The 26,136-nt window shown below is 35.1% G+C and carries 23 protein-coding genes; 15 read left to right on the top strand and 8 right to left on the bottom strand.

Features of this window, described 5'->3' with window-relative positions; translation table 11 throughout:
• Nucleotides 1-10: 10 nt before the first annotated feature.
• Complete coding sequence (yccS, locus tag J3U18_RS00420; RefSeq protein ID WP_267352640.1) at nucleotides 11-2,101, bottom strand: YccS family putative transporter; 2,091 nt, start codon at nucleotides 2,099-2,101, stop codon at nucleotides 11-13.
• A gap of 335 nt (nucleotides 2,102-2,436) precedes the next feature.
• Here yccS and J3U18_RS00415 point away from each other — a divergent pair, with 335 nt between their 5' ends.
• Genes J3U18_RS00415 through hisM form a run of 3 tightly spaced genes read left to right on the top strand, consistent with a single transcriptional unit; the run spans nucleotide 2,437 to nucleotide 4,646 of the window.
• On the top strand, nucleotides 2,437-3,225 hold the full coding sequence (locus J3U18_RS00415; protein ID WP_267352639.1) for a lysine/arginine/ornithine ABC transporter substrate-binding protein: 789 nt from the start codon (nucleotides 2,437-2,439) through the stop codon (nucleotides 3,223-3,225).
• A gap of 5 nt (nucleotides 3,226-3,230) precedes the next feature.
• Nucleotides 3,231-3,914 carry an ABC transporter permease gene (locus tag J3U18_RS00410; RefSeq protein ID WP_065734523.1) on the top strand — a complete coding sequence of 228 codons (684 nt, stop codon included), beginning with the start codon at nucleotides 3,231-3,233 and terminating at the stop codon, nucleotides 3,912-3,914.
• 12 nt (nucleotides 3,915-3,926) lie between these two features.
• Nucleotides 3,927-4,646 carry a histidine ABC transporter permease HisM gene (hisM, locus tag J3U18_RS00405; RefSeq protein WP_267352638.1) on the top strand — a complete coding sequence of 240 codons (720 nt, stop codon included), beginning with the start codon at nucleotides 3,927-3,929 and terminating at the stop codon, nucleotides 4,644-4,646.
• 79 nt (nucleotides 4,647-4,725) lie between these two features.
• On the opposite strand, the gene J3U18_RS00400 is transcribed toward hisM, so the two are convergent.
• Together J3U18_RS00400 and lexA are read right to left on the bottom strand one after the other, a co-directional pair.
• Complete coding sequence (locus J3U18_RS00400; protein WP_267342767.1) at nucleotides 4,726-5,106, bottom strand: hypothetical protein; 381 nt, start codon at nucleotides 5,104-5,106, stop codon at nucleotides 4,726-4,728.
• Between the two features lie 51 nt (nucleotides 5,107-5,157).
• Complete coding sequence (lexA, locus tag J3U18_RS00395) at nucleotides 5,158-5,784, bottom strand: transcriptional repressor LexA (protein WP_065734520.1); 627 nt, start codon at nucleotides 5,782-5,784, stop codon at nucleotides 5,158-5,160.
• Nucleotides 5,785-6,107: 323 nt separating this feature from the next.
• Between lexA and coaE the strand changes: the two genes are divergently transcribed.
• From coaE to J3U18_RS00365, 6 genes are all read left to right on the top strand, one after another.
• The gene (gene coaE / locus J3U18_RS00390; protein ID WP_065734519.1) at nucleotides 6,108-6,722 is read left to right on the top strand and encodes a dephospho-CoA kinase; all 615 of its coding nucleotides are present in this window, start codon (nucleotides 6,108-6,110) and stop codon (nucleotides 6,720-6,722) included.
• Nucleotides 6,715-7,452, top strand: coding sequence for a cell division protein ZapD (gene zapD, locus J3U18_RS00385; protein WP_065734518.1), 738 nt, complete (start codon nucleotides 6,715-6,717; stop codon nucleotides 7,450-7,452). Before coaE ends, zapD begins: the two co-directional genes overlap by 8 nt.
• A gap of 25 nt (nucleotides 7,453-7,477) precedes the next feature.
• Nucleotides 7,478-7,690 (top strand): DNA gyrase inhibitor YacG, encoded by a 213-nt coding sequence (gene yacG, locus J3U18_RS00380; RefSeq protein WP_065734517.1) that lies wholly within the window; start codon nucleotides 7,478-7,480, stop codon nucleotides 7,688-7,690.
• On the top strand, nucleotides 7,690-8,709 hold the full coding sequence (gene tsaD, locus J3U18_RS00375; RefSeq protein ID WP_267352637.1) for a tRNA (adenosine(37)-N6)-threonylcarbamoyltransferase complex transferase subunit TsaD: 1,020 nt from the start codon (nucleotides 7,690-7,692) through the stop codon (nucleotides 8,707-8,709). Before yacG ends, tsaD begins: the two co-directional genes overlap by 1 nt.
• Nucleotides 8,710-8,739: 30 nt before the next feature.
• Nucleotides 8,740-10,497 (top strand): 30S ribosomal protein S12 methylthiotransferase accessory factor YcaO, encoded by a 1,758-nt coding sequence (gene ycaO, locus J3U18_RS00370; RefSeq protein ID WP_267352636.1) that lies wholly within the window; start codon nucleotides 8,740-8,742, stop codon nucleotides 10,495-10,497.
• Between the two features lie 425 nt (nucleotides 10,498-10,922).
• Nucleotides 10,923-11,873 carry a carbohydrate kinase family protein gene (locus tag J3U18_RS00365; RefSeq protein ID WP_267352635.1) on the top strand — a complete coding sequence of 317 codons (951 nt, stop codon included), beginning with the start codon at nucleotides 10,923-10,925 and terminating at the stop codon, nucleotides 11,871-11,873.
• A 202-nt stretch (nucleotides 11,874-12,075) separates the two neighbouring features.
• Here the strand turns inward: J3U18_RS00365 and J3U18_RS00360 are convergent, their stop codons facing one another.
• Entirely contained in the window at nucleotides 12,076-12,906 is an 831-nt protein-coding gene (locus tag J3U18_RS00360) for a shikimate 5-dehydrogenase (protein WP_220224855.1), read from the bottom strand.
• A 72-nt stretch (nucleotides 12,907-12,978) separates the two neighbouring features.
• Here J3U18_RS00360 and J3U18_RS00355 point away from each other — a divergent pair, with 72 nt between their 5' ends.
• The 6 genes from J3U18_RS00355 to tkt all read left to right on the top strand — a co-directional run bounded on the left by J3U18_RS00355 (nucleotide 12,979) and on the right by tkt (nucleotide 20,161).
• Complete coding sequence (locus J3U18_RS00355) at nucleotides 12,979-13,353, top strand: nitrous oxide-stimulated promoter family protein (RefSeq protein ID WP_267352898.1); 375 nt, start codon at nucleotides 12,979-12,981, stop codon at nucleotides 13,351-13,353.
• A 201-nt stretch (nucleotides 13,354-13,554) separates the two neighbouring features.
• Nucleotides 13,555-13,794 carry a FeoA family protein gene (locus tag J3U18_RS00350; RefSeq protein WP_267342760.1) on the top strand — a complete coding sequence of 80 codons (240 nt, stop codon included), beginning with the start codon at nucleotides 13,555-13,557 and terminating at the stop codon, nucleotides 13,792-13,794.
• Nucleotides 13,791-16,094, top strand: coding sequence for a Fe(2+) transporter permease subunit FeoB (feoB, locus tag J3U18_RS00345; protein ID WP_267352634.1), 2,304 nt, complete (start codon nucleotides 13,791-13,793; stop codon nucleotides 16,092-16,094). Before J3U18_RS00350 ends, feoB begins: the two co-directional genes overlap by 4 nt.
• A 15-nt stretch (nucleotides 16,095-16,109) precedes the next feature.
• Nucleotides 16,110-16,346: a FeoC-like transcriptional regulator gene (locus J3U18_RS00340; RefSeq protein WP_267352633.1), complete on the top strand. Its 237-nt coding sequence runs from the start codon at nucleotides 16,110-16,112 to the stop codon at nucleotides 16,344-16,346.
• 742 nt (nucleotides 16,347-17,088) lie between these two features.
• The gene (gene tal / locus J3U18_RS00335; RefSeq protein ID WP_065561718.1) at nucleotides 17,089-18,039 is read left to right on the top strand and encodes a transaldolase; all 951 of its coding nucleotides are present in this window, start codon (nucleotides 17,089-17,091) and stop codon (nucleotides 18,037-18,039) included.
• Nucleotides 18,040-18,154: 115 nt separating this feature from the next.
• Nucleotides 18,155-20,161, top strand: coding sequence for a transketolase (gene tkt / locus J3U18_RS00330; RefSeq protein ID WP_267331393.1), 2,007 nt, complete (start codon nucleotides 18,155-18,157; stop codon nucleotides 20,159-20,161).
• A 246-nt stretch (nucleotides 20,162-20,407) separates the two neighbouring features.
• Here the strand turns inward: tkt and J3U18_RS00325 are convergent, their stop codons facing one another.
• The 4 genes from J3U18_RS00325 to J3U18_RS00310 form a co-directional block, all read right to left on the bottom strand.
• Nucleotides 20,408-21,973: a phosphoethanolamine transferase gene (locus J3U18_RS00325; protein ID WP_267352632.1), complete on the bottom strand. Its 1,566-nt coding sequence runs from the start codon at nucleotides 21,971-21,973 to the stop codon at nucleotides 20,408-20,410.
• Between the two features lie 205 nt (nucleotides 21,974-22,178).
• Nucleotides 22,179-23,567, bottom strand: coding sequence for an MATE family efflux transporter (locus J3U18_RS00320; RefSeq protein ID WP_065561715.1), 1,389 nt, complete (start codon nucleotides 23,565-23,567; stop codon nucleotides 22,179-22,181).
• Between the two features lie 9 nt (nucleotides 23,568-23,576).
• A complete protein-coding gene (gene rimO / locus J3U18_RS00315; protein WP_065561714.1) occupies nucleotides 23,577-24,893 on the bottom strand; it encodes a 30S ribosomal protein S12 methylthiotransferase RimO in 1,317 nt (438 codons plus the stop codon).
• A gap of 195 nt (nucleotides 24,894-25,088) precedes the next feature.
• Nucleotides 25,089-25,988: a siderophore ABC transporter substrate-binding protein gene (locus J3U18_RS00310; protein ID WP_267352631.1), complete on the bottom strand. Its 900-nt coding sequence runs from the start codon at nucleotides 25,986-25,988 to the stop codon at nucleotides 25,089-25,091.
• Nucleotides 25,989-26,136: the final 148 nt, after the last annotated feature.

Below are 26,136 nucleotides of genomic sequence, written 5' to 3'. Positions count from 1 at the left end.
AGCATGCTGGTCAATTAGATTTTTCTTCAATTGAGTTAATTAAATCGATGATTTCCGGAAGAATATCCAAAATCAAAGCTAACTGTTGCATGACCAGCAAATCATTATCTTTATCATCATCGGACACAATCTCAAGATGATCATCCACCATTTTCTTTAAAGGAAGATATTCAGAGTCGATCTTCTTATTGCTCAAAATGGTAATAATATAAAGCGAAACATCATCAAATAGTTCAAGCGTGTGGGGCGATATGTTTTTATCACGATGCGCCCCTAAGGTTGACAAGTAACTGATAAATGTATGATTAAGTGTCAATAATCGGAAACCTTGCTCAATCAGATCGGGTTTTACATGAGGCTCTTTGGTCATTAAGCTGATAAGTGAAGATAAATCGGCGTTACTATCATGTGCAGCTCGCCGTGCAACACGGTATTTAGGATCATTAGTTTTACCTGATACGTATTGACTACCAATTAGCGCCAAATAGTGACTATCATCATGACAGACTCGATCAAGTAATTTAGGTAAGTTTCTAAACTTCCAATCAGGCCAGATAAAACTGACCGCAAACCATGCAATAAAGCATCCAATTAACGTTGCTATAATACGTGATATTGCCACCGAAATACTACTTTCACCGATCAAGCTAAAACTAAAAAATACTAATAAAGTAATGAAAGCAGTCGCATAGGCATATTGCGAATTCTTAAATAGAAAAAATAACCAGCCGGTCAAAATAATCAACACTAATTGTGCTTCAATACTTGGAAATAAATAGGTTAACGGAATCCCGATGATGATCCCTAAAATTGTCCCGATTACTCGCAATTTTAAGCGGTATTTAGTGGTGGAATAGTTAGGTTGGCAAACAAATAAACTGGTTAAAATAATCCAATAGCCATGTGAAAGATGAGAAAAGAAAATCACCATATAACCCACAAAAAGCACTAGACTCATACGAATAGCATGACGAAATAATGATGATTTCAAAGTTAAATTTTGCTTAATTCGTGAAAATATATCATGAAAGCGAGTTAGTTCCTCATCAATCAACTGATTATCTTCTTGTATCTTAGATAAGTGTTGCTCGGTATCAATATTGGCCAATAATAAATCGATGGCTTGCAAATTTTGATAGAGATTTTGCAACGATTTAATAAATAACATATTGGCATTAGGATGCTGTTGATATTGGACGATTGCCTCTTCTAAATAAGCAAAATAACGAGCAAACAGCGGATCATGGTGATAAGTTTGATTTAATTTAATCGATACCGCCAATTTGGCACAAGCTTTAGCTTGTAAATTCAAAATTCTTGCAAAACGAAATAACAGATCGCTATGCTTAAAGTGTTCACTGAGTGCTTGATAATCACCATGAGAGGAGCTTGCTCGTTCGTGAATATCTTGGGCAACAAAATAATAACTAAGCATCTTTCTAATATAAGATTGCCCACGAAAGCCTTTTAAACGATTAAATAGCGAACGCTTGGTATCATTAAACGCATTAATCACTTGAGTGTTGCATTCTGTTAATTCAAGCGTTTGTCGTCTAAAGCCATCAGTTTCATCAGGATCAAACATCGCTGCTTTGGCATCAAGATAAAGTGATAATTTCAAGAAGCAATTTGCTAATGTCTGTTGAGTTGTACGAATCGGTTGTACTATAGATTCAATTAATGAAACAATGTTATACCAAAGTGCACCCAATAGTAGAAAGCAAGGCAGAGTATAGTTATCATCAAACAGATTGTGGCCCAGCATGGTATACGCAGCAATCAATAACGAACCAAAAGCAATCACGCCATATCGTTGTCCAAGCGTACCAAGCATAATAAACATAAACGTCGAGCTAACTAATCCAACAATAAATAACAAAGGAAAATTAAACAACAACTCGACCGAAAACGTTGCAATCGCAAAACAAACTAACGTAAGTAAAATATTAATACAGCGACTGAGCAACCGGGTATCAATCTCTGTCAGGCCTGCGGCAACCACGCCTAAAGTGAGTGGAATCACCAACGAAACTGAACCAAAATACCAAGGCACGAGCGTAGAGCCAGTCAAACTAACCAGCATACGAATACTAAATAGCAAATTACTGCTATAAAAAACTTTACGCAAAGATAAGATAAAAGAATGCACGTTATTTAGTGTTTGAAATGAGTTAACATCATAATGCAAAGCATACTATATAATTAGCGAAAGTAAATTTATTAATATCAAATCAGACTTAAAAGTATTGAATGGCATACTTTTTAAGCCAAAAAAAGTTGAGGAACGGGGTTTTTGAGGCCTAAAAATTCGCCTTTTAACAATGTTAATTATAACTTTTACTCAATTTTCAACCGCATGTTGATAATTTTTTTTTATTATTAATTCATTTAATAACACGCTATATTATGCGTTCAAAAATTTTATAGGATTAAATCATGAAGCGTTTATTTAAAATTGCATCGATAGCGATGTTGTTAAGTTGTGCTTGGACAATTCAAGCCAAAGTGCCTGAATCGATTAAAATTGGGTCGGATACATCCTACGCGCCGTTTGATTTTATTGATAAAAATGGTGAAATCAGTGGCTTTAATATCGAAATCACCAAAGCACTTTGTGAAAAAGCCAAGATCAAGTGTGAGTTTCAGACTACTGATTTTGATGCGTTAATTCCCTCTTTATTGTCACGCAAAATCGACATGATATCCTCTTCATTGATGATGACGGAAAAACGTAAAAAACAGATAGCTTTTTCCGACGAAATTTTTATTACTAATTCTCGCTTAATCGCAAAAAAAGGCTCTGATTTGTTACCAACCATTGAGTCATTAAAAGGTAAGCGGGTTGGCGTTGAGCAGGGGACTTCTCAAGAGCATTTTGCTAATGATAAGTGGCGCCCAAATGGTGTAGTGATTGTGCCATATCAAAATCAGTTACAAGTGTTTTCGGATTTAGCAGCGGGGCGTTTAGATGCGGCATTGCAAGATGAGGTTACTGGTAGCTACGCCTTTTTAAAACAGCCTCAAGGTAAAGACTTTGCGTTCGCAGGTGATGTGCTTAGTGATAAAGGTTATTTTGATGTTGGTGTTGGGCTAGGATTCCGTAAAAAGGATGATGAGCTTCGTGAAGCGTTTAATCAGGCACTTGTTGAAATTTTAAATGATGGTACCTATAAGAAAATCAATGATAAGTATTTTGATTTTAACGTTTATGGCAATAAAAAATAAATTATATGCAAGGCTATAGTTCATTAATATTACAAGGTGCACTAGTTACAATTGAATTAGCGATTTGTTCGCTAATTCTTGCCATAATGATGGGGGTAGTTTGTGCTCTTGGCAAATTATCTCAAAAGCCTATTTTGCAACTACTTTGTCAGGCTTATACCTCATTAATTCGCGGTGTGCCTGATTTAGTTTTGATGATGCTGATCTTTTTCGGTTTGCAATTTTTGTTAAACAGCATTACTGATTTTTTTGAAGCTGATATGATCGAAATCAATCCTTTTGTGGCAGGTATTATCACCTTAGGATTTATCTACGGTGCTTATTTTACCGAAACCTTCCGCGGTGCTTTTCAATCGGTTCCCAAAACATTAATTGATGCTGCTACTGCATTAGGCTTAAATAAGCGTCAAGTTTTTATCTATGTGCGATTCCCATTGATGATGCGTTATGCTCTTCCCGGAGTTGCTAATAATTGGTTAGTCATTTTAAAAGCCACGGCACTTGTATCATTATTAGGATTGTTCGATCTAGTAAAAGCAACCAAAACCGCTGGCGAGGCAACCTATCAACCGCTATTTTTTGCCTTACTAGCCGGAGCGTTTTATCTATTTTTTACTTCTATATCTAATGTTGTTTTATGGTGGCTTGAGAAACATTATTCCGCCGGTGTCACTAAAGCAAAATTATAATCGAGCCATATTATGTTAGAAATCATTCAAGATTACTGGAAAGCTCTATTATGGTCGGATGGCTACCATATTACAGGTCTGGCAATGACGCTTTGGATCTTGATTTTGTCTGTGTCATTAGGTGGGATTTTAGCATTAGTGTTAGCGGTGGGGCGAAATGCTAACCATATCTTCATTAAATGGCCGATTTGTTTGTTTACTTATGTTTTTCGTGGGACGCCACTTTATGTGCAGTTATTGATTATCTATACCGGCATATATACATTGAGTTTTGTTAACGAACATCAATACTTAAGTGACTTTTTCCAAAGTGGATTAAATTGTACTATTTTAGCTTTTACACTCAATACTTGCGCGTACACTACTGAGGTTTTTGCTGGTGCGATTCGTAATGTACCAAGTGGTGAAATTCAGGCCGCTACCGCACTTGGTTTTAATCGCTGGCAATTGTATCGCTATATTATTTTACCAAGAGCTTTTCGAATTGCATTGCCTGCTTATAGCAATGAAGTGATTTTTATGTTGCACTCAACCGCATTAGCTTTTACTGTGACGGTTCAAGATGTGATGAAGATTGCTCGTGATATTTATGCTGAAACTTATCAGCCTTTTCATGCCTTTGGGATTGCAGCGGTGATCTATTTGTGTGTAAGTTTTGTTCTCATTTTTGGCTTTAAACAACTCGAAAAACATTGCTTAGCTTACATGCGGGTTAATGAAAAAGTGATATAAGTAAAGTCAATCAAATAGAATTTTACCAAATAAAAAAATAGGCAACGTTTTGCATTGCCTGTTTTTAGAATCAACCAATTTAATTGATGATTAAATCATCAGCAGGCACTCCGTCACCATGACTATCACCACCATCTTTGGCACCAGGCAGTGCTCGGGTGCGGTCAATTGGTAAAAAGTTACCGTTTGAAGTTTCGATCTGGCACTCACTCCAAAAAATAGAATATTTGGTGTTAGCGTGCATACTTTCACCACGGAAATAACATTTTGCAGCGCTGTATAAATCATTTCGACAAATGAGTGCTATTAGTAACCAAACACAAGCAACGGCAATCGAAATCCATTTTAAATTGTGCCACAAAAAAGACCAAAAACCTTGTTTACGAATACGACAGTAAGCGAAGACTAATAATATAACGCCAACAAATCCTAAAAATTCATATACCCAAAATAACCACATATTGTTATCTCCTAAGCAACAATTATTGGATATTTTATACTAACTTTAAGATTACATCCATGAACCATTACGAATAATACCAACTGCGATACCTTCAATGGCAAAATTTTGTTGCTCTAAATCAACATCGATTGGCGCAAATTCAGGATTTTCCGCTAGAAGTTTTACATGTCTTCCTTTTTGCGATAATCGTTTTACGGTGACCTCATCATCAATGCGAGCAACAACCACTTGGCCGTTTTTTACATCTTGAGTTTTGTGAACGGCAAGTAAATCACCATCTAAAATACCAATATCCTTCATTGACATGCCTTGAACTCTTAATAAAAAGTCAGCTTGTGGTTTGAATAATGCTGGTGACATTTGATAATGGCTTTCGATATGTTCTTGTGCCAAAATTGGTGAGCCAGCGGCTACTTTACCAATTAAAGGGATGCCTTCAAAATCGGATGCGTCATCTGGTTGTTCAAGTAATAAACGAATTCCACGAGATGAGCCAGCTATCATCTCAATCGCCCCTTTTTTAGCCAATGCTTTTAAATGTTCTTCAGCTGCATTGGCGGATCGAAATCCTAATTTTTGGGCAATTTCCGCTCGAGTCGGTGGCATACCGGTTGTTTGGATGTTTTCTTTAATTAAATCATAAATTTGTTGTTGGCGTTCGGTTAATGGTCTCATGGTTTATTCCTGTTTTTATATACAGATGCATGTGATTATATACAGCTATACGAACAAAACAACTGTTTTATCTAATTTTTTTGATATTAGACATTAAAAAATCCACAAAAAGTATTATTTTTGATCTAAATCACAAAATATGGCGGCATTTTTTCATCAAAATGCGTTATTGATGATATTCTGACAGAAATGATTTAAACGTTTTATGCGGGACCTTTTGGGGGGAATGATTAAAATTATTTTAGTGATAAATGCTATATATTCTGTTGCCCAGTTGTATGATATAATCCCTTAATATAGTCATTTTAGTTGGAATTTGATTTATGTCTTATATTGTTGCCCTTAGTGGAGGCATTGCAAGTGGTAAAAGTACCATTGCCCATCTATTTGCTCAATTAGGCGTTCCAATTATTGATGCTGACATTATTGCTCGCCAAGTGGTTGAAGTAGGTACGCCTGCTTTGGAGCAAATTACTAAACATTTTAGCCAAGAAATCTTGTTAGAAAATGGTGAATTAGACCGTAGCCAATTAAGAGAGATCATTTTTAACAATGATCATGAACGGTTATGGTTAAATAATTTATTGCACCCGATTATTGCACAAGAGACGCAAAAACAGTTTGCTCAGCAAACCAAACCTTATGTGATATGGGTGGTGCCTTTATTAATTGAGAACAATTTACACCAGTTGGCTGATCGCGTTTTGATGATTGATATTCCAGAAGCGTTACAATTAGAACGCCTGATTAATCGAGATAGAATTAGTGAGTCATTGGCAAAAAAAATGATTGCAACACAGGTTTGTTTGACCGATCGTTTAGCCTTTGCCGATGATATTATTGTGAATGATGGTGATTTAGAGTCACTGAAAATTCAAGTAGATAACTTGCATAAGCAATATCTACATAACTTAAAAGTTAAGAATAGCTATGAATAACATAATTTTCGAACATCCATTAAATGAAAGAATGCGTACTTGGTTACGTATTGAGTTTTTACTTAAACAATTACATTTACATCGCCATTTCTCACAAAATAATGCATTATTGTTTTTTCATGCATTATCAGAGTTATTAGAAATCGTTGAGCGTAATGATGTTAAAGGCGATTTAATTAAAGAGATCGAAGCTCAAAAACAGAAAATACTATCTTGGATTGAACTAGATGGTGTAGACAAAGAGTTACTTGGCGATATGCTTAAAAAATATGATCTTTTTTTAACAAAGTTTAATTCGAGTTTACGCTTAGGACAAGCTTTGAAAGATGACCGTTTTATTACGGCAATTCGTCAGCGTTTGATGATCCCAGGTGGATGTTGTAGTTTTGATTTACCATCATTTCATTTATGGTTAAATCAAACACAAGAAAAACGCAATTCACAAGTTGATGAGTGGTTAAAACATATTGCGGTACTTGATGAGCCTTTGAAAGCTTGTTTACAATTTATTCGACAATTAGGCGAATTTAGTCTTTTCACTTGTACCAACAATTTCTTTCAAGAAACCAATGGTGATGTGAGTTTGATTCGAATTCGTGTTGCTTTGGATAAAAATGTTTATCCTCAAGTATCCGGTCACATGTCTCGTTATAGTATTCGTTTTTTACCCCTTTATGCTGGTGATAATAACAATATTGATGCAATCGAATTTGAACTTGCATGTTGTTAGTCAAATAGAATTTAAGAGCGTTTAAATGAATAAAAATACCATTGTAAAATGTCCTACCTGCCAAAAAGATGTTGAATGGTCTGAAAAAAGTCCATATCGTCCGTTTTGTAGTAAACGTTGCCAATTGATTGATTTAGGTGATTGGGCCACAGAAGAACATCGCATCGCTGATAAAGAACTTTCTGAACAAGATCTTTGGAGTGAAGACGAAATTTCTGATCTGATGAGTAAACATTAATGAAGATTTTAGGCATTGAAACCTCGTGCGATGAGACGGGGATTGCTATTTATGATGACAAGCAAGGTCTTATCGCCAATCAACTCTATTCACAAATCAAATTACATGCTGATTACGGTGGTGTTGTACCTGAGCTCGCTTCGCGCGATCACATTCGTAAGACGGTACCGCTCATTCAAGCTGCATTGAAAGAAGCAAATTTAAAACCCAATGATATTGACGGCGTGGCTTATACCGCTGGGCCTGGGTTAATTGGTGCATTAATGGTTGGTGCTTCTATCGGTCGCTCGCTTGCTTATGCTTGGAATGTGCCTGCGGTTGCTGTGCACCATATGGAAGGCCATTTACTTGCGCCGATGTTAGAAGATAATCCGCCCGAGTTTCCTTTTGTTGCTTTGCTCGTTTCCGGTGGTCATACTCAATTAATTAAAGTCACTGGTGTTGGCGAATATGAGTTACTTGGCGAATCGATTGATGATGCCGCAGGTGAAGCGTTCGACAAAACAGCAAAATTATTAGGTTTGGATTATCCTGGTGGCGCTAAATTATCTAAACTTGCTGAGCAAGGTGATGCGTCACGTTTTCATTTTCCAAGACCGATGACAGATAGACCGGGTTTAGATTTTAGTTTTTCCGGTCTAAAAACGGCTGCAGCAAATACTATTCATCAACAAGGGCAAGACCTTAACGAGCAAAGCAAAGCTGATATTGCTAGAGCATTTGAAGATGCATTAGTCGATACGTTGTTGATTAAATCACGTCGAGCTTTAGATCTCACCGGTTTTAATCGTTTAGTTATCGCTGGTGGTGTTAGCGCCAATAAAACGTTACGTCGTAAATTAGCTCAACTAATGGCTGAGCGAAAAGGGCAGGTATATTATCCGAGATTAGAATTTTGTACAGATAATGGTGCGATGATTGCTTATGCAGGTATGATCCATCTTAAATCCTCACAATTTGCTGATCTGGCAATAGAAGTCAAACCAAGATGGCCATTAAGTGAACTTAATGACAAATAAATTGTTCAAGCTATATTAAAAAGGTTTTTAATGAAAACATTTATCCCCGGTAAAGATGCAGCACTTGAAGATTCGATTAACTATTTTCAACAACAATTGGAAAAATTTGACTTAGTTGTTAAAGAAGCTTCTTGGCTTAATCCTGTACCTAACGTATGGTCGGTACATATTCAAAATACTAAATGTCCACTCTGTTTTGCTAACGGTAAAGGCGCTAGCAAAAAAGCGGCATTAGCTTCTGCTCTTGGTGAGTATTTTGAAAGACTTTCAACCAATTACTTTTTTTCTGATTTTTATTTAGGTGAAAAAGCTGCCAATAGTGAATTTGTTCATTATCCAACTGAAAAATGGTTTACGATACCGAAAGATAATAGCTTACCTAAAGGATTATTATCTCCAAAATTACTCAAGTTTTATGATCCGGATCATGAATTAACTGCTACCGATTTAATTGATTTACAGTCAAGTAATGGTGAACGTGGGATTTGTGCTTTACCGTTTGTACAACAATCCGATGGTCAAACCATCTATGTACCGGTTAACTTAATAGCTAATTTATATGCTTCTAATGGAATGTCAGCAGGCAATACTCCAAACGAAGCACGAGTACAAGGTCTGTCAGAAATATTCGAACGTTACACTAAAAATAGAATTATTACTGAGGCAATCAGTCTGCCAACCATACCTGTCGAAGTACTCAATCGTTATCCAGCAGTATTAGCTGCAATCGACGCTCTAGAAAGCGAAGGCTTCCCGATTTACTGCTTTGATGGCTCATTAGGTGGCGAATTCCCCGTTATTTGTGTTGTTTTATTTAATCCTCAAAATGGTACTTGTTATGCCTCTTTCGGTGCACACCCTAATTTTGGTGTGGCTCTTGAGCGAACCGTTACCGAGCTCTTACAAGGCCGAAGTCTTAAAGATTTGGATGTGTTTTCACCACCAAGTTTTGATAATGATGATGTTGCCGATTTAAGCAACTTAGAAACGCATTTTATTGATTCAAGTGGCTTAATCTCGTGGGATCTGTTTAATGAAAAATCGGATTATGAATTTGTAGATTGGGATTTTTCAGGATCGACAGAGCAAGAATTTGCTAATTTAATGGCAATTTTTAATCGTCATCAAATTGAAGTCCTGATCATGGATTACCAACATCTTGGAGTTTATGCTTGCCGTATTTTAGCTGTCGGCATGTCAGAAATCTATCCACCTGAAGATCTATTGATCGCAAACAATAATATGGCGATCCATTTACGCGATTTGATCTTATCGCTTCCTCATCAAAAGCATACAGCAAAAGAGTTGCTGGCAATTATTGAACAGTTCGATGATGAAGGTTTAGATGATTTTGCTCGTGTTCGTGAACTGCTTGGCATTGCAACAGGTAAAGATAATGCATGGCTGACTTTACGAATTGGTGAATTAAAAGCTATGCTGGCATTAGCCGCTGGTGATTTACCGCAAGCAAAATTGTGGATCGATTGGACGGTTGAAATGAACGAATCCATCTTTACGCCTGAACGTAACCATGCTTATCGTTGTTTGCAAACATTAGTGAATTTTATTATTGAACGAGGTGAAAACCAATTTAGTGATTACCAAAATGCATTCAATAAAATGTATGGAAAAACTTGCGTTGACGAAATGTGGCAATATGCAACAGGCAAAAAACAGTTTTTTGGCCTCGCTGATTTGATTAGCAATGAGCATAATCATCCAATGGATCAATTTGTGATGCATCAAAAACTTTTAGAGGTCTACAACAAATTAAAGCAGACCATGTAAAATTGCTGTTTTTTAAGATAAATCATTATTTAAAGAGAAAGTATTCATCATCAGTGATAAACCTAAACCGTCTTTGCTGATGATTTTATGTACATTTGAATTTGATATTTAGTGATAAAAGGACTATATTTGAGACATCTATCACAAAATTTAAGTTTTATGCTTACTAAACTTAAAAAATTCACTTAGCATAAAATGAATCCTTAAACGGGTTGTTCTATAATAATATATTATAGTTTTATATGATAAAGCCTTTTTGAGGCATCGTTTTTCTAAAAGCAATAAGTAGATTCCCTTATTGCTTTTCATTTTCTCTCTAGCAGTTTGAACGCTGGCATAATTATTTAAATCAAGTCGAACAAAGTTAAGTCAAAAATTTTCAATTTTTAGTTTTTTTAAATTAATCCATTTATTGAGGCTAAATGATGACAATTCTTACCGTAGGTTTTGCTTGTTTAGATCTAGTTTGTTTTACTTCACCTAATTTAGAAAAAAACGGTGTTATCCCGCCAGATAATATAGTCCGTTGTGGAGGTGGTTCTTGTGCTAATACGGCTTATTTGCTCGCACTTTGGGGCGAAGCTATTTATCACATTAGTCATTTAAATAATGATTCCTATGGTAATCAGATTGTTTCTGAACTTACCGATGCAGGCGTGAATACTGAGCAATTTATTTTTTCAGAAAAAATGATCACCCCATTAGAAGCAATCACTATTGATGAACAAACCGGAACGCAAACCGTTATATCGCACCGATTAACCACGCCACCAAAATTAACTGATGATGAAAAAAATAAACTCAATCACTTTATGCAAACCATTCGTGGCTACAATATTGTTATTTTAGTCGATGGATATGAAGCCGAATTAAGTGAATATATCATCAAGAATTTACCTAAAACGAAAGTTATTATGTGTATAGATAGTCTGTCTGATTCAAGTCTGTACCTAGCTCAACATGCAGATTATGTCATTGTAACTGAACAATTTGCTTGTGCATTTTTAAAAATAAAATCCTTTAGTGATAAGAAAACAATTAAAGACGCATTTAAAAAATTGCGTAGTTTAACTCGCGGTAAAGTCATCATCCGCATGGGTGAAAAGGGGAGTGCATATCTTGCTCGTCAAGACGTCATCATTATTCCCGGTTTTAAAAATCAATCGATTGATAAGATGACCGAAAGTGATATTTTTCAGGGCGCTTTTGCTTACGGCATTAGTTATGATTGGCCATTAGAAAAGACCCTATTATTTGCAAATCTATCAGTTGCTGCTGTTAACCAGCAAAAAAGAGGGCGAAGCGCTATGCCAAACTTGTTTGATATCAATCGAGTAGGTAAAACGTTTAGTAAGCATTTTACTTCCTATTTTTAATTAATGATATTTTATAGAAGGTTTGCAAACATCAAAAACCCCGCTCCTCAACTTTTTTTAGAGTAAAAAGGGGGCTTCGAGTTTTTCAATTAAACAGATTTTAGGTAAGTTTGGACGTTTTAACCTGTATTTCATTAAGGAATAAACGTCCGAATCAAGAGATTTTTTAGCGTGTGCTTTACAAATTATGTTATCAATGAGATTAACCTTGTCTGGCAAACTCAGCAGCTTGATTGATGAGTTCATCGCTAGGCGTAACACCGGTGTACAAAATAAATTGTTCAACGGCTTGTAACACAACAACATCTGCACCGGTAATGACAGTTTTATTTAATTTTTTTGCATAATTAATTAGTGGTGTTTCAATTGGTAGGGCGACCACATCAAATACAATATCTGCATGATTAATCAGGACTTCACTGAATGCTAGTTGATCTGCTTCAACGCCACCTTGCATACCAATAGGGGTCACATTAATAATTAATTTTGCTTGTTCTGGCGTAATGGTTGACTCATCCTTAACCCATTTATAATTGTAACGCTCAGCTAAAGCTTCGCCTTTAATCTGATTTCGGGCACATACAATCCCATGTTTAAAGCCAGCATCATAAAAAGCGCCAATTACCGCATTAGCCATGCCTCCACTGCCTTTTAGAACAAATGGCGTGTTGTTGTTAATATGATTTGCCTTAATTAGTTTTTCTACAGCAATATAGTCGGTGTTATACGCTTTTAAATAGTGGTCGGTATTAACGATCGTATTCACTGCTTGAATGGATTGGACTGATACATCTAATTCATCAATAAATTCTATACAAGCTTGCTTATAAGGCATCGAAATTGCACAACCACGAATAGATAATGCTTTAATACCATAAATTGCATCTTTCAAATTATTGGTGGTGAAGGCTTTATAGATATAATTTAGATCCAATTTTTCATATAAATAATTATGAAAGCGAGTACCAAAATTACTTGGTCTAGCTGAAAGTGACATACAAACAGTAGTATCTTTGTTGATAATTCTTGCCATTAACCAAAATCCTTGTGATCATACTAATTAATTTAGTATTCTAGCATCTTTTTGACCGATATATATTTAATTATGGTTGCAAACAACACTGGCCCCAAAATAAATCAGGAAAAAAACACAGTAAAAGTGATGATATATCTTTATTGTCACCAAAAACACCACACCTCAAAAAACTTGCTATGCGATGAGTGTAATGATTTATTACAGTACGCTATGCAACGATTGACTATGTGCCGATTTGGCGAGTCTAAAACTACCTGCGAACTCTGTTTAAAACATTGTTACCGTAAAGACTACAAACAGCGAATAAAAGAAGTCATGCGTTATTCTGGTCCAAGAATGATGATTTATCACCCTATAATGGCTATCAAGCATCTTAATAAAAACTTAAAAACGGTTTTGAAGAGATTTGTAGAAAAGCGCTTTTCTAATGCCAAAAAAAGTTGAGGAGCGGGGTTTTTGAGTCTTGAATTATCAACTTTTGTCAGGGTTATCTTCTAATTTGCCTATAAATTCAATTGTTTTCACTTATTTTAGATGTTCTTTGCGATTTGTTCGCAGTTAAACACTAAAAATGCGAATGATTATCTTTTAAAATGTCGCCATTTATTGAAATACAACCGTATTTGATAGGAAGTATGATGTCTGATGTCTGTATTTACCCTTGAACACCTTTCTATAGGTCACGAGGCTGTTGTTAAACGTCTGTTACCTGACTCTTTACCTTTTCGAAGCAAACTTTTAGCTATGGGAATGACACCCGGATGTAAATTGAAGGTATTGCGAATTGCACCACTAGGTGATCCGATTGAAATAAGCCTTCGAGGTTTTTTGCTCTGTTTGCGTCGACGTGAAGCAGCAGCCATCGAAGTTGAGGTAGTTGCATGAAAATTGCGTTAATTGGTAATCCCAATTGTGGTAAAACCACCTTATTTAATTTGTTAACTGGTTCAAAGCAGCGTGTTGGTAATTGGCCTGGTGTGACGGTTGAGCATAAGTCAGGCTCATTTGATTATCAAAATACACAGTATGATGTTGTTGATTTGCCTGGAACTTATTCCATTGAGTCAGATTCAACCGCTCAAGATGAATTTATTACACGTCAGTTTTTGTTAACAGACAAAGACAGTTTGATTGTTAATGTTATTGATGCAACCAATTTGCAACGTAGCTTGTATTTAACTTTTCAGCTAATTGATATGCAAGTGCCGATGATAATTGTGCTTAATATGGTTGATGCACTTACAGCGATGGGGGAAAAGTTAAATATCGCTAAACTCTCGAAACTATTAGGTTGCCCAGTTGTGGCTATTTCATCTACGCAGAAAATGGGATTAACACAATTTTATCAGCAAATACAAATTAGCACTCTAGATCTGAAAATAGCAAAACCAACAATAGATACCTTAAATTGGGATTCAAAAGTGATCTTTAATCGCTATTTGGATGAATTACCCATGACGAGCAAAATCCATCAATTTAACCGGTGGCAATTAATAGAAGCATTGCTTAATGGTTCTGATCGCTCATTTGATTTAGTTGAAAATGAGAAGTTAGAGACTTGTCGTCGTTTGGTATCGATTAATTTTGATTATCAAGTTGATGTAGCCTTAGCCTCTATACGTTACGATACGATTGATATGGTTTGCAAAATGGTGGTCGATAAACCTCGTGAGGCCAGCTTAAATCTTACTGAAAAATTGGATAAATTAGCTTTAGGACGCTTTACTGGGATTCCCTTCTTTTTGTTTGCAATGTATGCCATGTTTTTGGTTGCGATTAATTTTGGTTCGGTTTTTGTTGATTTTTTTGAAGGTATTTTTAGTACGATTTTTGTTGATGGCTTTAATTACCTTTTAAATATGCTACATGCGCCAACTTGGTTAACGGTTATTTTAGCTGACGGGCTTGGTAATGGGATTACGACTGTATCAACATTTATTCCAGTTATTGCGGCGATGTTTTTTGTTTTATCTTTTTTGGAAGATTCAGGTTATTTAGCTCGAGCTGCGATGATTGTAGATCGTTTTATGCGATGTATCGGACTGCCCGGTAAAGCCTTTGTACCAATGTTAATGGGATTTGGTTGTGGCGTGCCAGCTATTATGGGGACAAGAACATTAGATAGCCCACGTGATCGTCTCTTATCTATTTGTCTAATTCCTTTTATGTCTTGTAGTGCACGTTTGCCAGTTTATGCATTGTTTGCTGTGATATTCTTTCCTAATTATGCATCGGTTGTGGTTTTTATGTTGTATTTACTTGGTATTTTTGTGGCGATGCTGACTGGTTTTGTCTTAAAAAATACTTTACTACAAGGCGAATTAACACCATTTATTATGGAAATGCCGGTCTATCGTATTCCGACTTTACGCAGTATGTTGCGAATAACTTGCCAACGGCTAAAAAGCTTTGTTTTACGAGCAGGTAAAGCAATCGTAGTGATGGTGACAGTACTTAGCATATTAAACTCATGGGGTGTTGATGGTTCGTTTGGGCATGAAAATTCGAATGACTCTATGCTATCTGTTATTGGCCAAAAAGTGACGCCAGCTTTTACACCCATGGGGATAGATAAACAAAATTGGCCAGCTACCGTGGGTATTTTTACCGGAATTTTTGCCAAAGAATCAGTGGTTGCAACTTTAAATTCACTCTATTCAATGGATCATCATGAGCAAGAAGAGTTTTCATTTTATGGTGGAATTAAGTCAGCTTTTGCCTCTATTCCTGCCCATCTTATTGATTTAGCAAACTCAATTGGCGATCCACTCGGGCTCGTTAATAAAGATGATAGCCGACAAGATGAATTATCTGTTGATTCAATTACGATAACTAAAATAAGCAATTCTTTCATTACTTCAACTTCTGCCATTGCTTATCTCATTTTTATTCTACTATACACACCGTGTGCAGCAGCATTAGGCACCATTTATCGTGAGGCAGGGCTAAAATGGATGATCTTTGTTGCAGTTTGGACATTTGTTATTGGGTGGTTATGTGCAACGATTTATTACCAATCTAGTCTATTAGGTCATTCAACATCTGCACCATATTGGCTAACTGGTATAGGGGTATTTATTATTCTGACTTTTGTTGTTATGCGTAAACTTGGGAATCTGCCATGCTTTAATCATTATCAGTTACCTAAACCACGCTCACACAATAAATCGGCTTGTTGTGAATAATAGACTTTAATTTTTATGCTTATAACATCAATCCGAGATTATATTCAATTACGAGGGCGAGCCAATTTGCTAGATGTGGCTCGTCACTTTCGTTTGCCTGAAAGTGCCGTTGAACCGATGCTTAATTTTTGGGTAAATAAAGGAGTCATTAAATTAGTAAATAGTAATTTATTAACTTGTGCTGGTAAGCAGTGTTCGGCATGTGTTAGTTGTAATTTAGTCGTTTATCCAAATTATGTTTGGGTTCAGTAATTTATCTTCTTTTAACAATCTTAATTAAATCAGGTTAACCAGCCTTAAATAGACTAAATGTATCAAATGTATTAATCTTTAACCTTTGATTAAACCCTGTCACTTTTTTAAAAATTTAACCGCTTATTTTTGCCTATTTTTGTTATCTTTTAAATAAAAAGGTCAATATATTTTTTATTCAATATCTTTTTTCGAGACTTACATCACAAAATTGAATTTATTTATACCTCAAAGTAACAAATGATATTAATATGAACGCATGTTCATTTTGGTGTGATGAAACACAAAATATAAAACATGAAGCTATTGGTGCAGATGATGCTGTATGTAAAGTGAGACAAAGCATTGTAGAATATTAAAACAGTATTTTAGGTTACATTGCTTAAATAAAGTCATGAAATACATGCAGTATAATGCCGTGATAGATGATCCGCCGTGAAAAATAGTGATAACGCTCACATTATGGCAATGGATGCAAAAGGGTTGAATTTGCTAAAAATTGATTCAACTAAGATAAAAATCATAATTTAAAAGTGGTCTATTTTCTGAAGAAGTAGAACGTTTTTTATTACGATGAGTTTTAAAGTAACGAGTTGTTGAATTACGCTTAAATTTAGCTTTGTTTTTATACTATTTTTGATAAAAATAGCCTGAACTGAAACGACTTTATCCTGTCGTTTTATTACTTAATAAATGTTATTATAATTATGTTTAAAAAACATGTAGTAGAGGAATTTGAAGTATGAGCCAATTAGATGAATTTAAAAAATTAACTGTCGTGGTTGCCGATACAGGTGATATTGATTCGATTAAACAGTTTTCTCCAGAAGATGCAACGACGAATCCATCGCTTGTGTTAAAAGCAGCTCAACTTCCTCAATATCGTTCTTTAATTGATTCAGCTGTTGATACTGCTAAAAAATTAGGTGGCAGTAAAGAACAACAATTGGTTAATGCTTGTGATCAAGTTGCGGTGAATATAGGCGCCGAAATTCTAAAAACAGTTCCAGGCCGAATTTCAACCGAAGTCGATGCTAGATTGTCGTTTGATAAACAGGGATGTATTGAAAAAGCTAGGAAAATTATCGATTTATATAAACAAAAAGGCATTGATAAATCGCGAATTCTAATCAAAATCGCTTCAACTTGGGAAGGAATTAAAGCAGCGGAAGTTTTAGAGAAAGAAGGTATTAACTGTAATTTAACTTTACTATTTTCCTTTGCTCAAGCGCGAGCTTGTGCAGAAGTTAATGCATTTTTAATCTCACCATTTGTTGGACGTATTTATGACTGGTATCAAGCAAAGAAACCAATAGAACCTTATGTTGCCGATCAAGATCCGGGCGTAGTATCTGTTCGTAATATTTATAACTATTATAAACAGCATGGTTATAAAACAATTGTGATGGGAGCAAGTTTCCGTAAAGTCGATCAAATATTAGCGTTAGCGGGTTGTGATCGTTTGACCATTTCACCAAATTTATTAGCGGAAATGCAACAATCAAATGCGCCAGTAGAACGCAAATTGAATCCGAATCAAACAATTGTAGAACGTCCATCGTTAATGACTGAAGCTGAGTTTAGATGGCAACATAATAGTGATGCAATGGCAGTTGAGAAATTAGCTGAAGGCATTCGAGCCTTTGCGGTCGATCAAGGTAAACTAGAAGATATGATCGGAGCACTGCTTTAATTATTAATAAAAGGGGAGAGAGTTCCCCTTTTTAATTTTGTTACAAACCTGTTTTATTTGTCTGCTGATCGCAGACTATCAATGAATTATTAAATATTTTTTGGAGATCATTATCATGAATGCAACCACACTATCCCACCGCGAATTAGCAAATGCGATAAGAGCATTAAGTATGGATGGCGTGCAAAAGGCAAAATCAGGTCATCCAGGTGCACCAATGGGGATGGCTGATATGGCTGAAGTACTTTGGCGTGGATTTTTAAAACATAATCCAACCAATCCAAATTGGGCAGATCGTGACCGATTTGTGTTATCCAACGGTCATGCGTCAATGTTAATCTATAGCTTGTTACATTTGACTGGTTATAACGTAACGCTTGATGATTTAAAAAACTTTCGTCAATTAAATGCTAAAACAGCAGGTCACCCTGAATTTGGCCATGTTCCAGGTGTTGAAACCACAACAGGTCCACTTGGTCAAGGTATTGCTAATGCAGTGGGTATGGCAATAGCTGAAAGAACATTAGCTGCTCAATTTAATAAGTCTGGCCATACAATTGTTGACCACAATACTTATGTATTTATGGGTGATGGCTGTATGATGGAAGGGATCTCTCATGAAGTTTGTTCTTTAGCGGGAACCCTTAAATTAGGCAAACTTATCGCTTTTTACGATGATAATGGTATTTCAATCGATGGTGAAGTTGAAGGTTGGTTTACTGATGATACTGCTAAACGTTTCGAAGCTTATGGATGGCATGTGATTCGCGGTATTGATGGGCATGATGCGAAAGCGTTAGCTGAAGCTATCGAACAAGCACAAGCTGTAACTGATAAACCATCATTATTAATGTGTAAAACTGTCATCGGTTTTGGTTCGCCTAATAAAGCCGGTAGCCATGAAAGTCACGGGGCTCCTCTTGGTGATGCTGAAATTGAAGCAACACGTAAAGCATTAGGTTGGTCTCATCCTGCATTTGAAATTCCTAAAGAATATTATGATGCATGGGATGCAAAAGCTAAAGGTAAACAACGCGAAGATGAATGGAATGCTCGTTTTGATGCCTATGCTAAAGCTTATCCTGATTTAGCGAAAGAATTTAAACGCCGTATGAATGGCGACTTACCAAGTAATTGGCAACAAACAGCCAAAGATTTTGTTAATAAATTACAAGCAAATCCAGCAACAATTGCAACTCGTAAAGCGTCACAAAATGCAATTGAAGCATTTGCTCCAGTATTAACTGAATTCTTAGGTGGTTCTGCTGACTTAGCGCCAAGTAATTTAACCATGTGGTCTGGTTCTAAAGAAATTTTAGCCAACCCTGCTGGTAACTATATTCATTATGGTGTGCGTGAGTTTGGTATGTCAGCAATTATGAATGGTATTTCTTTACATGGTGGCTTTATTCCTTATGGTGCAACCTTCTTGATGTTTATGGAATATGCTAGAAATGCAGTACGTATGGCAGCATTAATGAAGATTCGCTCTTTATTCGTTTATACTCATGATTCAATTGGATTGGGTGAAGACGGCCCAACACACCAACCAGTAGAACAAATGGCAAGCTTACGCGTGACACCAAATGTAAGTACTTGGCGTCCTTGTGACCAAGTTGAATCAGCCATTGCTTGGCAATATGCGGTTGAACGAAAAGATGGTCCAACTGCACTTATCTTCTCAAGACAAAATCTTAAACAACAAGAGCGTACAGCAGAGCAATTAGCTAATGTTTACCGTGGTGGTTATATCTTAAATGATTGTAGCGGTACGCCAGAACTTATCCTTATTGCAACAGGTTCAGAAGTTGAGCTAGCTGTTGAGGCTTATCACAAATTAACCGAAGCAGGTAGAAAAGTAAGAGTTGTTTCAATGCCATCAACTGATGCATTTGATAAGCAAGATCAAGCTTATAGAGAATCAGTATTACCATCTTCAGTAACAGCTCGCATCGCTATCGAAGCTGGTATTAGTGACTATTGGTTTAAATATGTCGGTTTAAACGGCAAAATCATTGGTATGACAACCTTCGGTGAATCAGGCCCAGCAGAACAACTATTTGCTAAGTTTGGTTTCACGGTTGAAAATGTTTTAAACCAAGCCAAAAGCCTATTGAAATAAATCATAGTTTCATTAACAAAATAAAACTTCGCTAATAACTTTAGCGAAGTTTTTTTATATTTGTATTTTATATTTTTTGCCTTTTTTCATGATTTAAATATTGGTGATGATATTTGTTTTGAATAATAGCTAGGAATTTATCCATTTTGTAGACAATAATTATTATTTTTGATTCAACAAATTTTGAAAAACCATCACTATTAATTTAGTGATGGTGAATTAATTTTAATCAGGAAACGTCAATGATTAATACGGATTAGGATCTTTCTTCAAATTATCAAATGGATATAACTTATTTTTCCAATCTTTAATTTGAATATCTTTTTGTTCGGGGATATCAATCAGATTATATTGCATATAATCATGATGAACGTTTAAATCAATCCCCATCCAATGACTTAGTAGATATACGAATTGATACCCGGTAATTTGTTTATTGATTTTAATTTGATTCTTTTCTGATGAATCAAAAAATATTAATGGCACTTGATAACTATTTTGGTATTCCCAATTATGTCTTAAATCTTGATATTTCTCAGCGTGAGAAAGCCCATGATCGGCAAAGTAGACTACAGAGTAATCTTCATTGTGCTTTTTCAATATATCAATTGTAGATTTTATTAAGTCATCGGTTTCTTTAATACTACTGACATAACAAGATATATTTTCATTATTGAGATCGAACTGAATATCAAATTGTAATCTTTTACAAAAATGAGGATGTGAACCAATTAAATGCATAACAATGAGTTTTGGTTTATCTTGTTTTTTAGATAATAAGGAATCTAATTCTGGTAGTAGTAAAGTATCATATTTACCACGAGTTGATTTACCATTGTACTCACCTTTTTTAGTGTAAAAGATATTTTTACTATAAGCGGAAATTCTTGGTACAGTTATTTCCATTCTACCTAGTTTTCCTTGATTAGATAGCCAATAGGTTTCAAATCCAGCATCATTAGCAATAGCAATAATATTATTATTTAATTGAGCATTGACTTCATTATCATCTAAATAGCTAGACTGACTAATTAAATGTGGAATAGAGGATTGGGTATTTGATGCAGGAGCAATTAATCCATCCCAAATCACTGAGGCATTTTTATTGGTGAAAGGAGTATTATTATATTTAAAGCCATAAGCACTCATGTAATCTTTACGAACACTTTCACCAATGATAATAATATAGGTTTTATGTTTAGGATTGACAGAAACAATGGGTATTGTATTGGGTTGTTGTATTTGTCTAAGTTGTTCAGCCTTTTCAGTCTGATATATTTTTGCACTTGAATATAAATCGAAGCAAAACTCAAATGCGGGATATTTGAAATTATCTATTATTAAAGTTGTTATCGAAGATAAAGTAGTTGGCTGATATTTGATGGCACTTTTAACCGGTTTATAAAAACAAATCATTAATGCTAGTGCAATAACATAATAATTTTTTATTTTAGGAAATCTAAACTTTTTAAAAAAAAGAATAAAGAAAATTACTAATAGCAATGGTATTAAATAAAAATAGAGAGGTAATTGCGAACAGAATTCTTGCATTTCATCGATATCAGTTTCTGATATGGCACTGACTACAGCAACATTGGGATATCCATAGTAAAATCCTATTGGAAAATAAAGTGCAGCTATGACGAATGTTAATCCGAATAAGAAACGGAAAAAAGTGAATCTAGCTAAAAAAATTAGAGAAAAATAAGTAAGAAGTATCCTATCAAATCTTAGCGGGTAACCTAATAAGTAAACCAATACTACTGAAAGACAAATACAAATAACATGCGATAGTAATTCTTTTTTTAACATTACAAATTTATATTAATAACAATCCATTGAAGAGGTCAAAATTATATAAGTAATTAAATTTTAAGCAATATAAATTTATTTATAATTTAGTTTCTTTTATGACTTTTATATTTATTAAGTTAGATTAAGTATAGATATTAACAATTTTAGATAAAATTTTGCCAAACTTACTTTGTTTATTGATAAATCTGGCGAGAAATTTTTATTATCGTGAAGCTCTTTTCAGTATGATATCTTGCGGTTGTTTTTGAATGTAGATCATTCTTCCGATAAGTAAGAACGCTGCTACAGCTAGCCCTAAAATAATTCCTATCCAAAAACCGGCAGCACCAATTGGCTTTATGACAAGATCGGTTAATCCTAAGATATATCCAATTGGTAACCCTACTACCCAATAAGAGATAAGCGTAATAAAAAATATACTTTTAGTATCTTTATAACCACGTAATACATTGCTTGCTACAACTTGCAAGTAATCAGATACTTGATAGATAGCGAGTAGAATAATAAGTTGTAGGCAAATAGTGATAACATCAATCTCATGGGTGAATATGTTAATAATTGGTGATCTGAATATCACCAGAATTAATGCTACCACTACGGCTATCATGAATGATATGGCTAAACTTACATAAGCTGTTTGTTTGGCCAATATGGGTTTGTTTTTACCTAATAGGTAACCAACTCTAATACTAGTTGCTACCCCTAAAGATAAAGGTATTGCAAACGTTAAACTGCTAATCGTGAAGATAATTTGATGTGCAGCAACAGTTATTTGACCAAGTGGTGCAATAAGTAATGCAACTACCGCGAACAAACTCATTTCAAAAAAATAGGCTAAAGCAAGGGGAGTTCCTAATACAACTATTTTTTTGATGATAGCAAAATCAATCAGTTTTGTTAGTGGTGTTTTACGAATATCCCGTTGAGTAGTTGTCGTTAAGGTATAGATACGAATTAAAGCAAACATTAACCAAAAGATTATTGCTGCGGTAATACCACAACCTACACCACCAAATGCTGGCAATCCTAATTTACCGTAAATTAAAACATAATTAATGGGGATATTAGCAAGTAATGCAATAAATATAATCACCATAGCAGGCTTTGTGTTAGATAAACCTTCACATTGATTACGATAAACTAAAAATAGCAAGAAAGCAGGTACGCCCCACATGATTGAGCGTAAAAATGATACCGCTACATCAACCATTTCTGGATCGATTGGATGGTCAGCTGAGCTTCTAAAACTAATTATTTTGTCCGAATTGTACAAAACTAGCATCATGATTATGGATAAGATTAAAGCAATCACAACACCTTGACGAGTCTGATCAGCAACTTGTTCACGTTTAGCCGCACCATTTAAATTGGAAATTATCGGTGTTAATACCGTTAATAAGCCTTGTCCAAATAAAATAGTAGGCAACCAAATTGATACAGCTATGGCTACGCCCGATAGCGCTGTTTTGCTGTAGTTACCAGCCATAATGGTATCAACAAACGTGATCGCGGTTTGAGATATCTGTGCAATCATGACTGGGATTGCTAACGTAACTAAGTTTTTTATTTCGTGTCGATAATGTTGCTTCATTGGATTTATTTACTGTTTTACAGTACCCCATAAATCATATTCATCTGAATGTTCAATATTTACTTGAACAATATCGCCGACTTTAACATCTTTTTCTTCATTTAGATAGACAACACCATCTATTTCTGGCGCATCGGCCATGCTTCGCCCAATAGCACCTTCTTCATCAACTTCATCAATCAATACAGATAATGTTTTACCTATTTTATTTTGAAGTTTCTGTGTTGAAATCGATTGTTGTAATTGCATAAAACGGTGGAAGCGTTCTTGCTTTATTTCTTCTGGTATTTGATCAGCTAATTGATTTGCAGCAGCACCTTCCACTGGGCTATAAGGGAAACAACCAACACGGTCTAATTGCGCTTGAGATAAAAAGTCGAGTAATAGTTCGAAATCTTTCTCAGTTTCACCAGGGTAGCCAACAATAAACGTTGAACGTAAGGTAATTTCAGGGCAAATCTCACGCCAATGATGAATTCGCTCTAAGGTTCTTTCAATTGTACCTGGGCGTTTCATTGATTTTAAAACGGTAGGGCTAGCATGTTGTAAAGGGACATCTAGATAAGGTAATATTTTTCCTTCAGCCATTAATGGAATCAAATTGTCGACACTTGGATAAGGGTACATATAATGTAGACGCACCCAAATACCAAGGGTAGATAATTGCTCGCAAAGGGTATGAATATCAGTTTTTAATGGCATACCATTCCAAAAGTTTGTACGATTTTTTACATCGATACCGTAAGCAGACGTATCTTGTGCGATAACTAAAAGCTCTTTTACGCCACTATCGACTAAACGTTTTGCCTCATCAAGAACATTACCGATAGGACGACTAACCATCTCACCACGTAATGATGGGATAATACAAAATGTACAGCTATGGTTACAACCTTCAGAAATTTTTAAATAAGCATAATGTTTAGGTGTTAATTTTACTCCTTGCTCCGGTACAAGGCTTGTAAATGGATTGTAGCTAGGTTTTGGTGCATATTTATTAACATGTTCAAGAACAGCTTCGTAACTATGAGGTCCTGATATTTCTAGGACTTTAGGATGAACATTACGTATCTGATCTTCTTTCGCGCCAAGACAACCTGTCACAATAACTTTGCCATTTTCATTAAGGGCTTCACCGATGGCCTCTAATGATTCTTGTACAGCACTATCAATAAAGCCACAAGTATTAACAATAACCAAATCAGCATTGTCGTAACTTGGCACTACTTGATAACCTTGAGTACGTAGTTCAGTTAAAATTCGCTCAGAGTCAACTAAATTTTTAGGACATCCAAGGCTCACGAATCCAATAGTAGGGGATGACATATTCATAGTAATTTAAAATTTATTGAGGTATTTATCGAGAATCTAAAAGTTTATTCATTTAGATTAAAATAATAGGTGAGCATTCTAACATAATTAAATTAGTCGAAATAAAAATTTTTAATTTGCAGTGATGAATATGGAGAGAAACGAGAAACAAGCCCTTACTGAAATAAGGGCCTACATTATGATAAAAAATTATTTCAATGCATTAATGACTTCATCAATTTGACGATCCAAACTTTCGGCACCACCACCCGATAAGTACCAAAGATCTGGTGTTAAATAGATAACCTCAGTTTTACTTTTCGCTAATACTTTTGGATTTAAAAAGTCGTTTTTCATTGCTGATTGACCAATAGCTTTACTTCGGTCAACGACATAAACAATATCAGGTTTTACTTTACTAATATAGCTGTTATCAATAAAGGTTGGTTTAGGTTTACCACTAGGCTGTGGTGTTAGTGGTACAGCCCGTTTTACTTTCAACACATCATGAATTAATGCTGCGCTTGAACTGCCATTAATAAGAATCATTTTTCCATCATTATGAATAGCAACTATTGCTTTTTTGTGACTCGCTTGTGCAACAGCTTGTGCGTTGGTCACTTTTGTATCAAGCAATTGAATCAAATCTTCAGCTTTCTTTTCAGTTCCAGTTATATCTGCTAGAACATTGATATGATTTTTAGTTGATTCAAGATAATTCTTCGCGTCAACACTTAAATTAATTACTGGTGCAATTTTCGATAATTCTTCAGTTCGACTAGCTTGACGACCATCAATAACGATAAGTTGCGGTTTAACTTGTTTAATTGCATCGATGCTTGGTTCTTTCATACTACCTGTATCAGAGACACTTTTATATTTTTCAAGATAAGAGGGAAGAACGGAAAGAGGTGTTCCTACAACAATAGAACCTTTACCTAATGCATCTAAGGTATCTAAAGCACCATAGTTCATTACTACCACTTTACTTGGTGATTTAGGAACAACAACGGTTTGTTTATTATCTGGATTCACAGTGATTGATGATTGGCAACCTGATAACCCTAAAGTAAAAGCTATTAGAGTGCTTAATAATATTTTTTTATTCATATTGATACCTTTTGGTTTGATGAAAATGATAACCATTATTATTTAAATGATGTGAAATGTCTAGATATAAATAATTTTTCGTAAAGATATTGATAATTATTATCGAAAAGTTATTGATAATTATTCTCACGTAGGTTATTGTAACGCA

Origin of the sequence: Gilliamella sp. B3482 (genome assembly GCF_026536805.1) — a bacterium.
In the GTDB taxonomy this organism is placed as follows: Bacteria; Pseudomonadota; Gammaproteobacteria; order Enterobacterales; family Orbaceae; genus Gilliamella; species Gilliamella apicola_E.
This window is presented reverse-complemented; position numbering and strand designations above follow the sequence as displayed.